Source organism: Celeribacter halophilus (genome assembly GCF_018860305.1).
GTDB lineage: Bacteria > Pseudomonadota > Alphaproteobacteria > Rhodobacterales > Rhodobacteraceae > Celeribacter > Celeribacter halophilus_A.
On the sequence record NZ_JAHKPE010000028.1, the window covers coordinates 43,219 to 61,776 of the forward strand.

At 60.7% G+C, this 18,558-nt stretch carries 18 protein-coding genes; 11 read left to right on the top strand and 7 right to left on the bottom strand.

What is annotated here, in order from left to right; all coding sequences use genetic code 11:
- Positions 1-50 precede the first annotated feature (50 nt).
- Both KO492_RS09800 and KO492_RS09805 read left to right on the top strand, forming a co-directional pair.
- On the top strand, positions 51-1,229 hold the full coding sequence (locus tag KO492_RS09800; RefSeq protein ID WP_216044784.1) for a lytic murein transglycosylase: 1,179 nt from the start codon (positions 51-53) through the stop codon (positions 1,227-1,229).
- Between the two features lie 102 nt (positions 1,230-1,331).
- Positions 1,332-2,105: a siderophore-interacting protein gene (locus tag KO492_RS09805; RefSeq protein ID WP_216044785.1), complete on the top strand. Its 774-nt coding sequence runs from the start codon at positions 1,332-1,334 to the stop codon at positions 2,103-2,105.
- 87 nt (positions 2,106-2,192) lie between these two features.
- Here KO492_RS09805 and smc read toward each other — a convergent pair whose 3' ends face one another.
- From smc to KO492_RS09825, 4 genes are all read right to left on the bottom strand, one after another.
- Positions 2,193-5,648 (bottom strand): chromosome segregation protein SMC, encoded by a 3,456-nt coding sequence (gene smc, locus KO492_RS09810; RefSeq protein ID WP_216044786.1) that lies wholly within the window; start codon positions 5,646-5,648, stop codon positions 2,193-2,195.
- A 173-nt stretch (positions 5,649-5,821) separates the two neighbouring features.
- Entirely contained in the window at positions 5,822-5,974 is a 153-nt protein-coding gene (locus KO492_RS09815; RefSeq protein WP_216044787.1) for a hypothetical protein, read from the bottom strand.
- A gap of 81 nt (positions 5,975-6,055) precedes the next feature.
- Positions 6,056-6,430, bottom strand: coding sequence for a hypothetical protein (locus tag KO492_RS09820; RefSeq protein ID WP_216044788.1), 375 nt, complete (start codon positions 6,428-6,430; stop codon positions 6,056-6,058).
- Between the two features lie 89 nt (positions 6,431-6,519).
- Entirely contained in the window at positions 6,520-7,368 is an 849-nt protein-coding gene (locus tag KO492_RS09825) for an MOSC domain-containing protein (RefSeq protein WP_216044789.1), read from the bottom strand.
- Positions 7,369-7,611: 243 nt separating this feature from the next.
- Here KO492_RS09825 and KO492_RS09830 point away from each other — a divergent pair, with 243 nt between their 5' ends.
- Genes KO492_RS09830 through KO492_RS09840 form a run of 3 tightly spaced genes read left to right on the top strand, consistent with a single transcriptional unit; the run spans position 7,612 to position 9,236 of the window.
- Positions 7,612-7,974, top strand: coding sequence for a CidA/LrgA family protein (locus KO492_RS09830; protein WP_066604546.1), 363 nt, complete (start codon positions 7,612-7,614; stop codon positions 7,972-7,974).
- A complete protein-coding gene (locus tag KO492_RS09835) occupies positions 7,971-8,687 on the top strand; it encodes an LrgB family protein (protein ID WP_216044790.1) in 717 nt (238 codons plus the stop codon). Before KO492_RS09830 ends, KO492_RS09835 begins: the two co-directional genes overlap by 4 nt.
- A gap of 12 nt (positions 8,688-8,699) precedes the next feature.
- Positions 8,700-9,236: an NADPH-dependent FMN reductase gene (locus KO492_RS09840; RefSeq protein ID WP_216044791.1), complete on the top strand. Its 537-nt coding sequence runs from the start codon at positions 8,700-8,702 to the stop codon at positions 9,234-9,236.
- Here KO492_RS09840 and KO492_RS09845 read toward each other — a convergent pair.
- Positions 9,228-10,268, bottom strand: coding sequence for an NAD(P)/FAD-dependent oxidoreductase (locus KO492_RS09845; RefSeq protein WP_216044919.1), 1,041 nt, complete (start codon positions 10,266-10,268; stop codon positions 9,228-9,230). The two genes, KO492_RS09840 and KO492_RS09845, sit on opposite strands and share 9 nt — an antisense overlap.
- Before the next feature lie 76 nt (positions 10,269-10,344).
- Between KO492_RS09845 and mnmD the strand changes: the two genes are divergently transcribed.
- Complete coding sequence (mnmD, locus tag KO492_RS09850; protein WP_216044792.1) at positions 10,345-11,010, top strand: tRNA (5-methylaminomethyl-2-thiouridine)(34)-methyltransferase MnmD; 666 nt, start codon at positions 10,345-10,347, stop codon at positions 11,008-11,010.
- The gene (locus tag KO492_RS09855) at positions 11,007-11,882 is read left to right on the top strand and encodes a DMT family transporter (protein ID WP_216044793.1); all 876 of its coding nucleotides are present in this window, start codon (positions 11,007-11,009) and stop codon (positions 11,880-11,882) included. Before mnmD ends, KO492_RS09855 begins: the two co-directional genes overlap by 4 nt.
- A 20-nt stretch (positions 11,883-11,902) precedes the next feature.
- Here KO492_RS09855 and KO492_RS09860 read toward each other — a convergent pair whose 3' ends face one another.
- The gene (locus tag KO492_RS09860) at positions 11,903-13,840 is read right to left on the bottom strand and encodes a lytic transglycosylase domain-containing protein (protein ID WP_216044794.1); all 1,938 of its coding nucleotides are present in this window, start codon (positions 13,838-13,840) and stop codon (positions 11,903-11,905) included.
- 186 nt (positions 13,841-14,026) lie between these two features.
- Between KO492_RS09860 and dapA the strand changes: the two genes are divergently transcribed.
- The 4 genes from dapA to KO492_RS09880 all read left to right on the top strand — a co-directional run bounded on the left by dapA (position 14,027) and on the right by KO492_RS09880 (position 17,660).
- A complete protein-coding gene (gene dapA, locus KO492_RS09865; protein WP_216044795.1) occupies positions 14,027-14,899 on the top strand; it encodes a 4-hydroxy-tetrahydrodipicolinate synthase in 873 nt (290 codons plus the stop codon).
- Between the two features lie 120 nt (positions 14,900-15,019).
- Complete coding sequence (gene smpB / locus KO492_RS09870; protein WP_216044796.1) at positions 15,020-15,502, top strand: SsrA-binding protein SmpB; 483 nt, start codon at positions 15,020-15,022, stop codon at positions 15,500-15,502.
- A gap of 119 nt (positions 15,503-15,621) precedes the next feature.
- Positions 15,622-16,476 (top strand): 3-mercaptopyruvate sulfurtransferase, encoded by an 855-nt coding sequence (sseA, locus tag KO492_RS09875; RefSeq protein WP_216044797.1) that lies wholly within the window; start codon positions 15,622-15,624, stop codon positions 16,474-16,476.
- A complete protein-coding gene (locus KO492_RS09880; protein WP_216044798.1) occupies positions 16,476-17,660 on the top strand; it encodes an aromatic amino acid transaminase in 1,185 nt (394 codons plus the stop codon). The genes sseA and KO492_RS09880 overlap by 1 nt, the downstream gene beginning before the upstream one ends.
- 51 nt (positions 17,661-17,711) lie before the next feature.
- Here KO492_RS09880 and KO492_RS09885 read toward each other — a convergent pair whose 3' ends face one another.
- Positions 17,712-18,494, bottom strand: coding sequence for a hypothetical protein (locus KO492_RS09885; protein WP_252735472.1), 783 nt, complete (start codon positions 18,492-18,494; stop codon positions 17,712-17,714).
- Positions 18,495-18,558: the final 64 nt, after the last annotated feature.

Here is an 18,558-nt window from a genome sequence, read left to right on the forward strand (position 1 = left end):
CCACTGCCCCCGCTATCGTGCCTGCAACCGGACTTTTAAAAGGTAATCCCATGCGTTCTCTGAGCCTTGCTCTCACCCTCTCCGCCCTTCTTGCCACGCCTGCTCTGGCCGATGTGTCCTGTGGCGGAAATTTCTCCGGTTTCGTCCAGAAGATGAAAGCCGAAGCCCTCGCCAAAGGCCATTCGAAAGCGGCCGTTGATCGCTTCTTTGCTGCCGCGCGCCATGATCCGTCTGTGATCAAGGCCGACCGCGCCCAAGGGTTCTTTCAAAAGAGCTTTATCGATTTCTCCCGTGCGGTCATCAGCCAGAACCGGCTGCAAAACGGGGCTGCCAATGCCGCGAAATACAAAAGCGTCTTTGACCGGATCGAACGCGATTACGGCGTGTCGCGCGGTGTGCTTCTGGCATTTTGGGCGCTGGAAACCGATTACGGACAGGTGCAGGGCAATTTCAACACGCTCAACGCGCTGATGACCTTGTCGCATGACTGCCGCCGCCCCGAACTTTTCCAACCGCAAGTCTTTGCCGCCCTGACACTTTATGAACACGGCGATTTTGACCCTGCCACCACACAGGGCGCATGGGCCGGTGAAATCGGCATGGTGCAAATGCTGCCGAAAGACATTCTCGAAAACGGCGTCGATGGTGACGGTGACGGGCATGTGCGGCTCAAGACCTCGGCGCCCGATGCGCTCATGTCCGGCGCCAAAATGCTGCGGCATCTGGGATGGCGTGCGAATGAGCCCTGGCTGCAAGAGATCACGGTGCCCGCCGAACTCGACTGGTCGAAAACCGGTCTCAACCACAAGATGACCGTGAGCCAATGGGCCAAACTGGGCGTCAAGCCGCGCTCCGGCTCTCTCGGCCCGTCCTCCCTCAAGGCCTCTGTTCTTTTGCCTATGGGGCGCAACGGTCCGGCCTTTCTCGCCTATCCGAATTTTGAGGTCTATTTCGAGTGGAACAAGAGCTTTGTCTATGTGACCACTGCGGCCTATTTCGCCACCCGCCTCGAAGGCGCGCCCGTTTTCAACGCGGGCAATCCCGAGGCAGGTCTCTCTGGTGCGCAGATGAAGCAGCTTCAGCAAAAGCTCGTCAACATGGGCTATGATGTCGGCGGTGTGGACGGCATTCTAGGTGAGAAGACCCGCGAAGCCGTGCAAAGCGTGCAGCAAAAACTCGGCCTCCCTGCGGATGCATGGCCAACTCCGGCGCTTCTGGCCAGACTCTAAGCCTATTTTCCCCCGCGCACAGAACTTGTGCGGGGGAAGGGGTTGTCTTTTCCGACAAAAACACTTTGTTTTTCGCAACAGTTGCAAAGCAAGGACAACGCCATGACCGCCCCCACCACCCGCCGTGTGCGCCACGAGTTGAAATTCCGCGATCTGACCGTGGCACAAAAGGAACGGCTGACCCCGCATATGATCCGCGTCACGCTCAAAGGCGAGACGCTTTCGGATTTTGTCAGCAGCTCTTTTGACGATCACGTCAAGGTCTTCATCCCGACCGACGGCGATCCCGCAAAACGCGACTACACACCGCGCCACTACGATACAAATGCGCAGGAACTCGTCCTCGACTTTGCCGATCACGGCGAAGGCCCCGCCGCGTCATGGGCGCGCGCGGCCAAATCCGGTGACACGCTCCAGATTGCCGGTCCGCGCGGCTCCCGCGTGATCGAAGGCAAGATTGCCCATTGGGTGCTGATCGGTGATGAAACCGCGCTGCCAGCCATGGGGCGCAAGCTCGAAGACCTGCCCGCTGGTGTAAAAGTCACCATGATCGCCGCCGTGGCCGGACCGGAAGACGAGCAGACAATCGACACTCAGGCCGATGCCACGATCCACTGGCTGCACCGCCCGCTGGAACAGGCGACAGAGGCGCGGCTTTTCCTTGAGGCCTTGGCAAATGTCAACCTGACGCCGCGCACATTCGTCTGGATCGCGACAGAGGCAGGCATCGCAAAGAAGCTCCGCAAAGCCCTTCTGGCGCAGGGGCATCCGCTGCCTTGGCTCAAAGCCGCAGGCTATTGGGTCAACGGAGAAGCCGAAGCCTCGATCAAGGATTTCGACGCCCCTGCACCGGATCACGCTACCCCCAAAGGGTGAGGTCGCCAGAAGCGCAAGCGCACCGCGAGAGGCCCCTGACGCGGCCTTTCGCACAGATCTTAAATTTTCCGGACATTGCGAGAGGCCTCAAGCCACCAGTGCTTCGGCCTTTTTCAGGTCCACAGAAACAAGCTGGCTCACACCTTGTTCCTGCATGGTCACGCCAAACAGACGATCCATGCGGGCCATCGTCACGGCATGGTGGGTAATCACCAGAAACCGCGTGTCGGTGCGCTGGGTCATCTCGTCAAGCATGTCACAGAACCGCGTCACGTTCGCATCGTCGAGCGGCGCGTCCACCTCGTCCAGAACACAGATCGGCGCGGGGTTCGCCATGAAGACCGCAAAGATCAACGCCAGAGCCGTAAGCGTCTGTTCCCCACCGGACAGAAGCGACAGGGTCGAGAGTTTCTTACCCGGCGGCTGGCACATGATCTCAAGTCCGGCCTCCAGAGGATCGTCACTTTCCACCATCATCAGCTTGGCTTCACCGCCACCGAACAGATGGGTGAACAGCATGGAGAAATTGTTGTTCACCTGCTCAAAAGCGGTGAGCAGCCGTTCCCGCCCCTCACGGTTCAACGACGCAATGCCGGACCGCAGCGTCTTGATCGCTTCTTCGAGATCTTCTTTTTCTTTCAGGAGCGTATCATGTTCTTCGCGCACCTCTTTGGCGTCTTCTTCCGCCCGCAGGTTCACCGCCCCCAGACTGTCGCGCAGACGCTTCAGGCGGTTCACATCCACTTCGATGGTCTCATGCGACGGGATTTTCTCCGGATCGACATCCAACTCTTCCAAGAGCTTCTCGGGCGTGGTTTCCAGTTCCTCGCGGATGCGCTCCAGAGCCGCCTCCACGGTCTCGCGCGCAGCGTCGCGGCGGGCTTCTGCGGCGGCACGGGTCTCGCGAGCCTCGGAGGCCATGCGTTCCGCCTCGCGCTCGGCATTCACCACCTCACGCAACGCCTCTTCGGCTTCGGCCAAGGCATCCGTTGCCTTTTTGCGGCGATGCTCCGCCTCTTCGATCTGCGCCAGAAGAGCCTCGCGTTTCTCCGCGATTTCCTCCGGTTGCACCGCAGCCTCGTAAAGCTCTTCTTCGCTGGCTTCCTTGCGCTCCTGCAACTCGGCAATCCGTTTACCCGCAGTTTCAAGGCGGTGCCGCCAGCCGGACAGTTCTTTCGTCACTTCCTGTGAGCGGCGGGTGCGCGCATCCCCTTCGCGGCGGATCTCGTCATGAGCGGAGCGTTTCGTCATCATCGTGATCCGCGCCGCTTCAACGGCGAGCTTCACCTCTTCGATGCTGGACCGCGCAGCGTCCAGATCCGGCAGATCCCTGACGACCTTCTCCGCCTCACGCAAGCGCTGCTCCGCGCCGCGGGCTTCTTCCTCGTGACGCGCAACAGCCAGACCGAGGTTCTCGACCTTGCCTTCCGCCAGCGTCTTTTCATTTTCGACCTTGGACAGTCGACGCGCCGCATCCGACATCGCCCGATCCGAATCCCGACGTGCTTCACGGGCCAGCCGGTCGGCTTCTGTCAGCCGCCCCAGTTCGGATTTGAGATGCTCATGCGCCTGCGCGGCTCCGTTCGCCTTGGCCTCTGCTGCGGCGAGTTCCTGTTTCAAATCTTCGAGACGGTTCAACTGTTGCAAACGCAATGCCGCCGCAGACGGGGCGTCCTCTGCCCCCGCGCGATAACCGTCCCAGCGCCACAGATCACCCTCGACAGAAACAAGCCGCTGCCCCGGTTCCAGATCAGCCTGAAGGCGCGCACCGTCCTCTGCACGCACCAACCCGATCTGAGCCAGACGACGCCCCAAGACCGGCGGGGCAGACACATAATCCGCAAGCGGTTCTACCCCGTTGGGCAGGTCCTGATCATCGGGATAATCCGGCAAGGTGACCCAGCCGGAGGCTTGATAGCTTTCAATCGCGGGCTGTCTTAAATCATCAGAAAGCGCGGCTCCGAGCGCCTTTTCATATCCTGATTTGACTTTGATCAGGTCCAGAAGCTGCGCGCCGCCAATCTGGTCGCGGTCCAGCATCTTGGCCAGTGCGGAAACCTCGGCCTTGAGCGCACCGACTTCGCCTTCGGCCTCGGAGCGTGCAGCACGGGCCAGCGCCTCGCGCGATTGCGCTTCTGTGCGGGCCTCATCCGCTTCGATCAACATGGCCTCGGCCTCTTCGGCACGCGCCACCGCTTCTTCCTGCTGCGCCTCGGCTTCGGCCAGCGTTTCCGTTGACAGGCTCAGGGTTTGACGGGCCTCGTCCACCGCCCCGCGCGCGCGATCCGCCTCGGCCCGCGCCCGATCCAGCGTCTTGCGGTTGTCCTCGACCAAACGGTTCGCCGACTGGTGCCGTGCTGCAAGTCGGGCCACATCCTCGGTCATTTCGGTCAGCGTGGTTTCCCGATCCGCCAGAACCTGACTGGCTTCCGAAGCCTCCGCCGCCGCTTCCAGCAATCTCGGCTCGTGGCCTTCGGCAGCCTTGATGAGTTCCCGTTGCTCCCACTCAAGACGCGAAATCGTCTCGCCAGCATCCTTATTGAGCTGTTCCTCGCGCGCCATATCGGCAACCAGCTGGTCAATCCGGCGCGACAGCGTTTCGATCATCTCGCGGGCACGGCGCTCTTCATCCGAAAGCTGGTCGCGGGACACTGTGAGACGTTGCAACACCGCCGCGGCGATGGCCTCCTCCTCGCGCAGGGGCGGCAGGGCCTCCTCCTGTTTGACACGTTGTGCGGTGGCGGCCCGCGCGCGGCCTTCCGCCTCGTTGGCCTGTGCCACGCGTGTGCGCAAAACCTCTTCGGTTTCCACCCGCGCCAGATCCGCATCGCGCCAGCGCCGGAAATGCAACAACCCTTCGGCATGACGCAGTTCCGTCCCGATCTCGCGATACCGCGCCGCCTGACGCGCCTGACGGGCCAGAGAGGCCAGTTGGCTGGCAAGTTGTTCCACCACATCATCAACGCGGGCGAGGTTGGTCTCGGCCCCTTTGAGCTTCAGTTCGGCCTCATGACGGCGCTGATACAGGCCGGAAATCCCAGCCGCCTCTTCGAGAATACGGCGGCGGGCCTTCGGTTTGGCGTTGATCAGTTCGGAGATCTGCCCCTGACGCACCAGCGCGGGGGAATGTGCGCCCGTCGAGGCGTCCGCGAACAGCATCGACACATCCCGCGCACGCACGTCCTTGGTGTTCACCTTATAGGCCGAGCCCGCGTCCCGCGTGATCCGGCGCACGATTTCGAGACTGTCGCTATCGTTGAACCCCGCAGGTGCCAAGCGGTCCGAATTGTCGATCATCAGATTGACTTCGGCAAAGTTGCGCGCCGGACGGGAAGCCGCTCCCGCGAAGATCACGTCTTCCATACCTGCGCCGCGCATCGCTTTGGGACGGTTCTCCCCCATCACCCAACGCAGCGCTTCCAAGAGGTTCGACTTGCCGCAGCCATTCGGACCGACAACCCCCGTCAGCCCATCCGCGATCACAAGATCTGTGGGGTCCACAAAGCTTTTGAAGCCATTGAGCCGGAGACGGGTAAAACGCAAGTGAAGCCTCTGTTTGATTCTTTTTAAGGGGAAACTGTTTGTGAGGGGCGCGCCGCTGTCAACCAGTCAGCCCCGAGATGCGGGGGAAAGCGCCGAGTTATCCACAAAATATTGCATGATCATGCGCGTCTCTCAGGACATCGCATGTCGGATCGCACGCCGGAGCGGGCGACTCACTTGGCCGCTTTTGCTTGCGCCGCAGCTTTCATACGCGCCAAAAGCGCCTCTTTCGGAGGCTGTTTGCCCTTTGGTTCCTGCAACTTATGTTCGCCATGTTTCGGCGCCGTAGGGCGCCGCTTCGGGCCGCCCGATTTCGAATAATCCATGGATCACCTCCGGTTGCCCGTCTGATGCCCTGAATCCGGAGGGAAAACAAGGTGGCGACGATCCACTCACCCCAAAGGCTCTCACCCCCAAGGGCGAATGTTGCATGTGCCTGGCACCCAATCTTTCGCCCCCGCCCCTTCCGAGCAATCCAGCTGTCCCTTGGACATGGCCGGATCACCGATGAACGTGCCTTTTTTGAGTTTGCACTGGGTTACCTGCATCGCCGCAGTTTCCATCTGCATCAGGATTTCCCTGCGCGAAGGTGGCGGGAAGACAAAATTGACGCGATGCACCTCGACGCAGTTTCGGGTCTCCTCGGTATAGACGCGATAGGTGTTGCCGCCGATCTCTACGGTCGAGAATCCCGCACGGGAATAGCCAAGGGCAGGACTGTCAGCGACGCAAGCGGGCAGACACAACACGATAGACGCAAGGAGGGGCAGATGTTTTCTCATGCCCGCAGGATGTGCCAACAAGGTTAAGCAAGTGTTAAAACCACCCCGATTTGGGGAAAGGATTTTGCCACCGGCGAGACGGATCGTCTCTACACGGAACGCATCCCGTCCCGCTTCGGCTCCAAGAGATTGGACGGCCCCGTTTCCCACACCTCCACCTCATCGCCCAGAGCAATGTCGCCCTCTTTCTCGACGATCAGGTTCTGGCCGAAAATGATCTTTCCTCTCGCGGAGCGATGCAGCCGCCCCAGCGTTGCCAAGGGTTCTTGCGGGTGGGTTTGCTCTCCCGTGTCCGGATCCTGTGTCGTCATCACACAACGTTCACAGGGCTTGACGACACGAAACACCGCAGACCCGATCCGCACCACCCGCCATGTGTCCTCACTCCACGGCGCGATCTCTCCCGAGATCACCAGATTGGGGCGAAAGCGGCGCATCGTAACCGGAGCCTCCAGCGTCGCGTTCAGCGCGGCAAGCGAGGCTTCCGTGGTCAAAAGCAGGGGAAAGCCGTCAGACAAAGCGGTGAAATGCCCTTCCGGTGCGTAGCTATGATCCACCGGTCGGCGGGCATGATCCGGAAAATAGACCAGGCGCACCCCGCGTTCGAGTGCAGATGACAGGAAATGCGCGGCATAATTGCCCGCGTCCTCAACACCCTCGATCTGTGTTGAAAAGACCTTGACCGAAACAGGTGCGCCGCTGGGGAAAGGCACATCAATGCTGCTTCCCCCAAAAGAAATCGACACGCCCCGATCCGCGCTCACCGCATTCAAATGCGCCATATTCGGCAGTTCGCGGCGCGTGGCCACTTGGCCATCGGGATAGACAACCGCCCAGCGCCGGTCGCCCGCAATGCCCAAGCCCTGAACATGAGCAGAGGCGTGATCCGTGCCCGTCAGGCTTTTCACCGGATAGGTGGTAATACGTGCGAGTTTCATCGTCCCCCCGAACAACAGATCAGTCTATGCGCACATCTAGCGCGTTGCTCTCGTAAGGGCCAGTTGGCTCAAAAGACAGGAGGCGTGTGCTTGACGTGGATATGAAAAGATTCGCCCCTTCCGGAGTGGTTTGGCGCGCATTTTTGTGACCTGAACGCGCTTGCAGTGACGCCTGCGCGTAGTAAACTCGCCCCTCGTGGCCCTATCCAAGAAGGCCAGCCAAAAGCAAGGCACCGCTTCATCATGATTTTCCACTTCGGCCTGTTTCTGGGCTTCCAGCTCATTGGCGAGATTCTCGCCCGTATATTGTCTCTCAGCCTGCCCGGTCCTGTCATCGGCATGATCCTTCTGGCCGCGCTGTTGTTGCTCCAGCCCCGTATCGGACATGCCATCGAGAAAACCGCTGGCGGGTTTCTCTCGCATCTCTCGCTTCTGTTTGTCCCCGCCGGTGTCGGTGTGGTGCAATATTTCGACCAGATGTCCGAGATCGGCCTGCCGCTTGCCGCTGCGGTCATTGGTTCGACCGTGCTCTCCATCGGCGCGGGGGCTTTGACCTTCAAATATGTGAACCGTTTCAGAGGCGTCCGTGACGAAACACCGGAATGACAGAAATTCTTGATATCTGGAGCTATCTCTCCGAAGGGCCGCTTCTGTGGCTCACCGTCACAATTTTCGCCTATCTGATCGGTCTGGGCTGTTTCAACCTGTCGGGCAACCGGCCCGTTGTGAACCCCGTGCTGATCTCGATGATCCTGCTGTCGGCCCTGCTCGAACTCACCGACACCAGCTACGCGACCTATTTCGAAGGGGCGCAATTCGTGCATTTCATGCTGGGACCGGCCACCGTCGCGCTGGCGGTGCCGCTCTGGCAAAACTGGCAACGGGTCAAAGAGTCGGCCATCCCCATGCTGGCCGCACTTTTCGTCGGAGGCACCGTCTCTATGGTCTCTGCGGTTGCCATTGGCTATGCCTGCGGGCTGCGCGGGGAACTGGTGCTCTCGTTGATCCCCAAGGCCGCCACCTCTCCCGTCGCCATTGGCGTGTCCGAAGCCATTGGCGGCCTGCCGACGCTCACCGTGGCGCTGGTGCTGATCACCGGTGTGGTCGGCGCCATTATCACCACGCCATTGCTCAACGCCTTGGGCATCCGTGACTATCGCGGGCGGGGTCTGGCCACCGGCATTGCGGCCCACGGGATCGGAACCGCGCGCGCCTTTCAGGTCCACGGCACGGCGGGGGCCTTTGCCGGAATCGGCATGGTCCTCAACGCAATCTTCACCGCATTGATCGCACCGGTCTTTGTTCACCTCTTCTTCTAGGAGCCTTCGAACATGACACTAAACCTTCTCGGCCTTTCCGGTGCATTGCGCGCCGCATCCACCAATACAAAACTGTTGCACGAAGCCGCGCGGCTTTTCGGTCCCTGTGATTTCACGCAGGCCGATCTGCGGCTACCTCTTTATGACGGTGATCTGGAGGCCGAGGGCATTCCCGCCGAGGTCATGACACTTGCCGAACAAATCCGTGACGCCGATGCGGTGGTGATTTCAACGCCGGAATATAACAAGATGATCTCCGGCGTGCTCAAAAACGCGCTCGACTGGGTGAGCCGCTCCGGTGTGAAACCGTGGGAAGGCAAACCCGTCGCCATCCTGTCCGCCGCCGCAGGGCGCGCCGGTGGTGAGCGCGCGCAATACAGTCTGCGGTGGGCGATGACACCGTTTAACGCGCATCTGTTGCAAGCCCCCGAAGTGCTGGTCGCGGACAGTTCAAACGCCTTTGACAATCAGGGACGGTTAAGCGATCCGCGCACGGTGGACGGGCTTGAAAAGCTGATGTCGGATTTGCGCAGGCTGGCCTCAGAGTGAGGCTTCGACACGGAACGCCTCAGGGATCGCGTCCTGCCCGTCCAGAACGAGGTCTATCAAGACCCTTGCGGCCAGCGGGGCCATGCCGAAACCGATCTTGAAGCCACCGTTGGCAATGAAATGTCCGGGCCTGTCGGGCCACGCCCCGAGCATGGGCGCACGGGATTTGGCCCGCGGACGCACACCGGCCCAGCGGCGAAGCTCCTTGGCCTCCCGCAGCATCGGCACCGCCGCATGGGCACGTTCCAACAAGTCGTCCGCCTGTGCATCCGTCGCACTCGGGTCGTCAAACTCGCGCTCGGACGTCGAGCCGATGGCGGTGGTCCCGTCAGCGTGCGGAATGACATGGAGGCTCTCACCATAAAGCTGCGGCGCCTCAGGTAGAGACAAATCCAGCAGGATCGCCTGCCCCTTCACCCCGTTTCCGACCTCCTTGCCAAAGGCCTCGTTCAGTGCCTTCAGCCCCCACCAGCCGGAGGCATGGATCACCGCCCCCTCTTGCGGCCCGTCCACAACAACCTCACCGCCCAGCGCCGTGATGGCCGCCGCAAGAGACTGACACGCCCGCCACGGGTTCAGCCGCGCCGAAAGGGTGTCGCGGATCAGAAAGCCCGTCGGACTGACCGGGGCCCAGTCGCCAATCTCCGCCTGTGTCGCCACACGCCATTCGGCCTGACCTTGCCACAGGGTTTTCGCCTGCTCTTCGCGCTCTCGTGCCAGTTCCAGTTGACGGGCATCCTTCACCGCCTGCACCCGCCCGAGATTGCCATAGCCCGAAGACACGCCTCCGGTTGCTTCGACCTCCGGCCAGTGGGTTCGTGCAAGGATCAGGCTTTGAAACTGGAACTCCTTCTTGGCGTTCCAACGCTCCGGCGTATGCGGGGCAAGCGCACCAACCACACCGCCCGAGGAGCCGAACCCCACGCCGTTGGGATCAATCACGCGCACCTTCGCCCCGCGACGAGCGGCCTCGTATCCACAGGACAGCCCGAAGGCCCCTGCGCCATAGATCGTGATTTCCGCTTTGCCCATTTGCGCTTTTACCCATTGCAAGTGGCGACTGCCCAAAGCATGGTCGGCCGCATTCAGCACATTCATAAGACATACAATGACAGACCACCAGACAGCCAAAATCGACTGGCGCGACGGGAAAATCCCTGTTTCGACCCAATTCGACGACCCCTATTTCTCGCTCGGCAACGGGCTGGAGGAAACGCGGCATGTCTTCCTGTCGGGCAATGACCTGCCCGCACGGCTGCGCGACGGGTTTCATGTGGCCGAACTGGGCTTTGGCACGGGCCTCAACATGCTGGCACTGGCGCTGGTTTGGAACGGTCCGGGCGTGGTGAAATTCACCTCCTTTGAAGCCTTCCCTATGACCGCTCAAGACATCGCCACGGCGCTTGCCGCCTTTCCCGAGGCCGAAGCCACCGCCGATCCGTTCCTCGCCGCATGGGCGGAGGGCAAACGCCAGTTCCGGATCGGCCAAATCGAGGTGGATGTGCAGATCGGAGATGCCCGTGACACGCTCGCGGCGTGGGACGGTCAGGCGGATGCATGGTTTCTCGACGGGTTCTCACCCGCCAAAAACCCCGAACTCTGGGGAGAAGACCTGATGCGCGAGGTCGGGCGGCACACTGCACAAGGCGGCACCTTCGCCACCTATACCGCAGCCGGCCATGTGCGCCAGAAACTCACAGACGCAGGCTTCGAGGTGATCCGCACCCCCGGCTTCGGTCGCAAACGCCATATGAGCCAAGGACGCAAACCATGACCCGCGACAATCCCGCTTTCGGCACATTCCTGATGATTGGCGCGATCTGTATCTTTGCCATACAGGACGGCATCTCCCGCCACCTTGTCGGACAATACAACGTCTTCATGATCGTGATGATCCGCTACTGGTTCTTCGCCGCCTTTGTGGTGGCCCTCTCCCTGCGTAGCGGCGGGCTCCGCAAGGCGATCACCTCCGAACGTCCCAAGCTGCAATTCTTCCGTGGTGCGCTTCTGGCCGTGCAAATCCTCATCATGGTCACGGCCTTTGTCCGCATGGGGCTGGTCGATGCGCCCGCCATTTTTGCGGCCTATCCTCTGGTCATCACCGCCTTGTCCGGTCCCATTCTGGGGGAACGCATCGGCTGGCGGCGCTGGAGTCTGGTTGCTGTGGGCTTTGTCGGCGTGATGATCATCATCAAACCCGGCAGCAGTATTTTCTCACCGGACGCACTCATCGCCTTTGTCGGGGCGCTCTTCTTTGCGCTCTACGGATTGCTGAATCGCTACGTCTCCCGCTTCGACCCGTCGCATGTGACCTTTTTCTACACAGGGATCGCAGGCATGATCCTCACCACTCTGGCCGGTGTGTGGTATTGGGAAGCCATGCTGCCCTCGGACTGGCTCTGGATGGGGCTTTTGTGCCTGACCTCCGTGAGCGGCCACTACCTGCTGATCAAGGCCTATGAGGCCGCTGAAGCCTCCGCGATCCAGCCCTTTGCCTATCTGCAACTGCCGGTTTCCGCCGTGATTGGCGTTTTGGTGTTTGGCGATGTAATCCGTGCGAATGTGCTGATCGGGGCGGTGATCGTGGTGGGGGCCGGTGTCTTTACCTTTTTGCGGGCGCGTCAGGTCGCGCAACGCACAGGGTAATGTGCAGGGTGCGGAGCGCCTTAGCGCCCCGTCAACAATTCCATCAGATGCACCGATCCGGCCTCACCTTGCAAACGCGCGCGATAGACCGGAAGGCTTTCGGCGACACGCATCACATAGTTGCGGGTCTCGCGAAACGGCAGGTGTTCGATCCAGTCCACGGGATCAACCTCTCCCGTGCGCGGATCACCATAGCGTTCAATCCAGTCCCGCGCCCGTGACGGTCCGGCGTTATAGCCCACCGCGACAAGCGGAATGTTATAGCCGAACTCTTCGATCAGTTGCGCCAGATAGGCCGAGCCGAGCCGCGCGTTGAGCACCGGATCTTCGAGCTGACGTTCTTCAAACCCCTCGACACCCAGCTTTTCAGCCATAGCCGCCCCTGTGCGCGGCATCAACTGCATCAGCCCCCGCGCCCCGACATGAGAGCGTGCCTTGTCGTAAAACTCGCTTTCACGGCGGGCAATCGCAAGTGCGAGCTCCGGTTTGACCGGCAGATCGGCCTGTGCCAGTTCGTGCAGCGGGTAGTAGGCGCGGTTCAGGACAATCCCCTGATCCGCCGCAAATTTCGCCACAAGCACCGCGAGGTAAGGATCAAGATCAAGTGCCAGATCCCCCAGTTGCCCAAGCTCCTGCGGATTGAGACTTTCGCCCAAATGCCGCAGGAAACGTGCGGCCAAAGGCTTGTCTCCGGCCTCTTCCAAAAGCAGCGCAGCTTTCAAAACCGACGAGTTCATGAACCCCGCCTCTTTGTAATCCGCAAACCGCATCTCTCCCGTCAAAGCGGGATCAAGCGAGCGCCCGATTTTCTCCGCCGACAAAAGCCCGTAGAAAGATGTCTGGAACTGCGCTCCGAACGCATAGGCCGCAGCGGCATCGTCACGCGCCCCCATAGCCTCCAGCGCCCGTCCTTCCCAATAACCCGCACGGCCCAGAGAAATCGGCGTGCCAACAGCCATGCGGAACCGGTTGAAATGATCAAGCGCCAGCCCCGCGTCATCGAGATAGCGCAAGGCAATATAGCCCGCGAGCCATTCGAGATCGGCGTAGTGATCCTCATCGGGAGCCAGCCCGTGACGCGCGGCCACAGCGTAGGCGATCTTGGCCTTGCCATCGCGCATCATCTGACGTGCCAGCGTGCGGCGACGATTGCCCCATGCCTCGGCTTCTCCCAACCCTTCCGCAGTCGAATGTTGCAGCAAAAGCGTGGTCGCATCTTCGTTCCGTCCGCGCTTCACCCGCCATTCAAACCGCGCATGAGCCAGAACAGGATGGTCCGCCAAAGTGGCCGGTACGGCAGAAATCGCGTCATCCACACCCGCCTCGTCGCGCACGAGTTTGCGCGTGGCGGTGATGAGCTTGTCCCACCCCGTGGGTAGGTTGGGCAGCATCCGCTCGGCATCATCAAACCGGCCTGCCCAAAGCAACATCTCCGCACGCGCCACATGATGCCGTTTCAGGATCGACCCGTAACGGCCAAGCAAAATGGCTTCTTCCTCCGCCTTCATCGGCAGGGTGTTCCATATCAGAACCGCTTGCGCCTGTGCATCCGCCGTCTTGCCCAGATCCTCATAGGCCCCGATCAGGCGCAGCGCCCCCTGTCCGGTCTGCGGCGGGTAGGCTGTGAGATAGTCGAGCACCGCCTGCGCACTTGCGTCAGCAGGAATCGACGCCTCGCCTTTTTCGGCCAGAAGCGGCAGGCCCGGCCAATCCGCATTGCGGTTGAGAAAATCGCGATAGGCCTCGAATGTGCCACGTCCGGCGCGCAGGTAATGCCACTCGATAATATCGCGCCCGACGCCCTGCGCCTCGTTGAGCGCCTGCGACCAATCCCCCTGCGCGCGCGCCTCATAGGCCCGCCTGAGCGCATCCGATTCGGAAGACGCCGCGAGAGAAAACGGTAAAAGAAGAACGAAAACAAAAGCATAAACTGCCTTTGTCGAAAACGTGAGGGGCATGATCGATTCTTGGTCTTTTTGGAGCTGCTCTGGTATTTCAGAGCAAACTAACGGGTTCTCGCATTCCGGCAACACAGTTTCTTGTGAACAGACGCGAAGGCGGCTAGTTTCCGCCGGAACTTTTACGGGCGACTCAGGGCACGGATGACCCGGGCGCCTAATCGACAAAGCGAAAAGGAGCGTACAATGTTCAAAGGATCCATTCCTGCACTGGTAACGCCGTTCAAGAACGGCGCTGTGGATGTCGATACGCTCAAACGCTTGGTCGAGTGGCATATCGAACAAGGCTCTTCGGGCATTGTTCCTGTCGGCACCACGGGGGAAAGCCCGACCCTGTCGCACGCCGAGCACCAACAGGTGATCGAAATCGTGGTCGAAGCCGCCGCAGGGCGCGTGCCTGTAATCGCGGGGGCTGGCTCGAACAACACCGCCGAGGGCATCGGCCTCATCCAACACGCCGCCAAAGTCGGCGCGGATGCGGCGCTGGTTGTGACCCCCTATTACAACAAACCGACGCAAAAGGGGCTGATCGCCCATTTCACGGCTATGCACGACGCAGCTGACCTACTGATCGTGATCTATAACATTCCGGGCCGTTCCGTGATCGACATGACCCCCGACACGATGGCGCAGCTTGCAAAACTGCCGCGGATCGTCGGCGTCAAGGATGCCACGGGCGATCTCTCCCGCGTGCCGAAAACCCGCATCGCTTGCGGGCCGGAATTTTGCCAACTCTCCGGCGAAGATGCCACTGCGCTCGGGTTCAACGCCCATGGCGGGGTTGGCTGCATCTCCGTCACCGCCAACGTTGCGCCCAAGCTCTGCGCCGAGATGCAGGCGGCTTGCGCGGCGGGGGACTATGCGAAAGCGCTGGAGATCACCGACAAGCTGATGCCTTTGCACATCGCAATCTTTCTGGAGCCGGGCGTGAGCGGCGCGAAATATGCCATGTCGCTTCTGGACCTGTGCTCGAACGAAGTACGCCTGCCGCTGACCGAGCTGTCTTCTGACACCAAAGCCGAGATCAAATCGGCAATGGAATACGCAGGCCTTCTTTGAGCCGGCACACAGCATAAGACGGAAAAGGGGCCACGCGCCCCTTTTTCTTTGTCTTTTTCTGCGTCTCAACCAGCGCCACCTGTAGACACAGCCGCAGCAAGCCCTTATCTCCACTCCACCATGGCCAAGAAAAAACAGACCCCGGAAGACAAGAACTACAAGGTCATCGCCGAGAACCGGCGGGCCCGTTACGACTATGCCATCGAGGATGACATAGAATGCGGGATCGTGCTCACCGGTTCGGAGGTCAAATCCCTGCGCACCGGCCAGTCCAACATCGCGGAAAGCTACGCGTCGGTGGACAATGGCGAGTTGTGGCTGACGAACTCCTATATCGCGCCCTATGAGCAGGCGATGTTCCCCCATGAAGAGCGGCGCAAGCGCAAACTTCTGGTGTCAAAACGGCAGTTGGCCAAGCTCTGGCAAGCGACCGGACGCGAGGGGATGACCCTTGTGCCGCTGGTGATGTATTTCAACCATAAGGGCCGCGTCAAAATCAAAATCGGCATCGCCAAGGGTAAGAAAACCGTCGACAAACGCCAGACCGAGGCAAAGCGCGACTGGGGCCGCCAGAAACAAAGACTCCTGCGCCACGGCGGCTGATCCGCCCTCCCCGCGCGTTTTCTTGCCCCGCAAACCGCATGTGCGGCTTGCTTTGCTTGCACGCGCCCAGAGAGAACGCTAAGGCAGGGGCCGAAAGCCTTGTCAGCAAAGGTCTCATCATGCCCTATAGCGACCCCAAAACGCTCGTTTCGACCGACTGGCTCGCCGAGCATCTCAAAGCGCCGGAGCTTCGCCTCATCGACGCCAGTTGGTATATGCCGACAGATGAGCGCGATTGTCTGGCCGAATACGAGCGCGAACATATTCCCGGCGCACGTTTTGTCGACATTGACGAAGTGGCCGATCTGCGCTCCGACCTGCCGCATATGTTGCCGCCCGTAGAGAAATTCATGTCCCGCATGCGTGCGCTCGGCATTGGGGACGGGCATCAGGTGGTTGTCTATGACAGCGCCGGTATCTTCTCTGCGCCGCGCGTGTGGTGGATGTTCAAATATTTCGGGCAGGACAATGTCGCCGTTCTAGATGGCGGCTTGCCAAAGTGGAAAGCCGAAGGGCATCCGGTCACGGACCAGCCGCCCACCATTCGCGACCGCCACATGATCACTGACATCCGCCCCGAGCTTGTCCGCGATGTGACACAAGTCGCAGCCTCCGCAAAACTTGGCGATTACACCATCATAGACGCCCGCTCTGCCGCGCGGTTCAAAGGCGAAGTGCCGGAACCCCGTCCCGGCCTCGCGTCCGGCCATATCCCGAATTCCCGCAACGTGCCCTTCACCGAAGTTCTGACTCCCGAAGGCACGCTGAAATCCAATGACGAATTGCACACGGTTTTCGAAAATGCGGGCGTTGATCTGAACAAGCCGGCGATCACCACCTGCGGGTCGGGAGCGACGGCTGCAATTCTGGGCCTCGCGCTCACCCGTCTTGGCGTTCCTTTCTCGCTTTACGACGGATCATGGGCGGAATGGGGCATGTATGGCGATTTGAAGGTCGCAACTGGAGAGGCGTAATGCTGAGCACACTGAAACCGCAACCGGCGGATAAAATCCTCGAACTTATGGCGCTGTATCGTGATGATCCGCGCGACACAAAAATCGATCTGGGCGTCGGCATTTACAAGAATGCCGATGGCGAGACCCCCGTGATGCGCGCGGTCAAGGCCGCTGAAAAGCAGTTGTGGGAGGTCGAGACGACCAAGAAATACACCGCGCTCTCCGGTGATCCGGCCTATGGCGATGCGATGAAGTCTCTGGTTCTGGCCGACAGTGTCGATCATGCCCGCGTGGGCGCGATTGCCACTCCGGGCGGCACGGGCGCGATCCGTCAGGCGTTTGAACTGGCCAAGCTCGCCAATCCCGATGTCACGGTCTGGACCTCCAACCCGACATGGCCGAACCATGTGTCGATCATCAAGTTCATGGGGCTGAAAAACGAGTCTTATGCCTATTTCGACGAAGCCTCCTGCACCGTCGATTTCGATGCGATGATGGAAAGCCTCAAGGGCGTGAAAGCGGGCGATCTGGTGTTGCTGCACGGCTGCTGTCACAACCCGACCGGCGCGAACCTGACGCTGGAGCAATACGGACTTGTCGCGGATCTGATCATCGAGAAAGGCGCAACCGCGCTGGTCGACATTGCCTATCAGGGCTTTGGGGACGGTCTCGAAGAAGACGCCGCCGCCACGCGCCTTCTGGCCTCGAAACTGCCGGAGCTTCTGGTGGCTGCCTCCTGCTCCAAGAATTTCGGGATTTATCGCGAGCGCACCGGTTGCCTCATGGCGATGTCCGAAACCGCAGAGCAAACGCCTGTGACCCAAGGCACGCTGAACTTCCTGAACCGTCAGAACTACTCCTTCCCGCCGGATCACGGCGCGCGTCTGGTGACGATGATCCTGAATGACGACGCTCTGAAAGCGGACTGGATGGCGGAGCTTGAAGACGTGCGTCTCGGCATGTTGGGGCTGCGCCAGCAACTGGCCGACGAGTTGAAACGCCTCACAAATTCGGACCGTTTCGACTTCATCGCCGGTCACCGCGGCATGTTCTCCCGTATCGGGGCAACGCCGGAGGAAGTGATGAAAATCCGTGAGGAGTTCGGCATCTACATGGTGGGCGATTCTCGGATGAACATCGCAGGGCTGAACAGCACGACCGTGCCGCTTCTGGCCGAAGCCGTGGCGAAGACCTGCAAATAAGCCTGACCCATCTGATCTGATGCAATGCGCGCCCTTCGGGGCGCGCTTTTGTTAGCTCGGAAAGGCCCGTGCCATTTCCCGATCAAACTCTGCCCATGTCACAGTGGCCTTATTGCCCGCATAGCCGTGGTAATGGGATTTGCCCGACGAGGTCGGCAGCCCCGCCCAGATCTTTGCCAGATTGTTCATAAACTGATGCCGCGTGATCTGCCCTGCACGCAGCTCGAAAATCCCAGCATCCGCCAAGAGAATATTGGCCAGATCATCCTGCACGGCGGGCGTAAAGATCACCTCCGGCCCGAGATCCAGCTCGGTGACCAACCGCGCCAGTGTCGAAGGGATAAACTGATAGAAACCGATGGCATGTGGCTGCCCCGGGGTGGCGTCGATCCATGCGAATATCTCACCCAATGTCATCTGCGTCGGCCTCTTGTGCGGCCTGCGCTTCGCCCCGTGTTGCACCGCGTCATAGCCGTCACGCGGGCTTTCCGCCCTTCCGATCATCGCGCGGACCAAGGCAATGTCGACGGGCACCCGAGCCATCCCGCGAATTTTCGCGCGCGCCTCGGGGCGTGGGGGCAAAGGCTCGAAAAAGCTGCCTTCGGCACGGCCCGCAAAAAGGCTCGGGCCAAACGCGGAACCGGCAACCGGTGCCTTCCCCACAAGCGGTTGCGGCAGGCTGATGACCAAAGGCTGTCGCTCCAGATCCCAACCCTGCCCGCTGGGACGCAACAGGGACAGAGGGTCCGCCCAAAGCCCCACAGGCCAGAGCAGAACGGCAATCCAGAGCACCCAAATCCGACGCAGCATCCCGACCTCAAGCGTTTCTCGCATCTCATGGACAGGGATAGAGCAACTTGGTTGAGAAAGGGTTTCCGGCAAAAGAAAGACCCGGGCA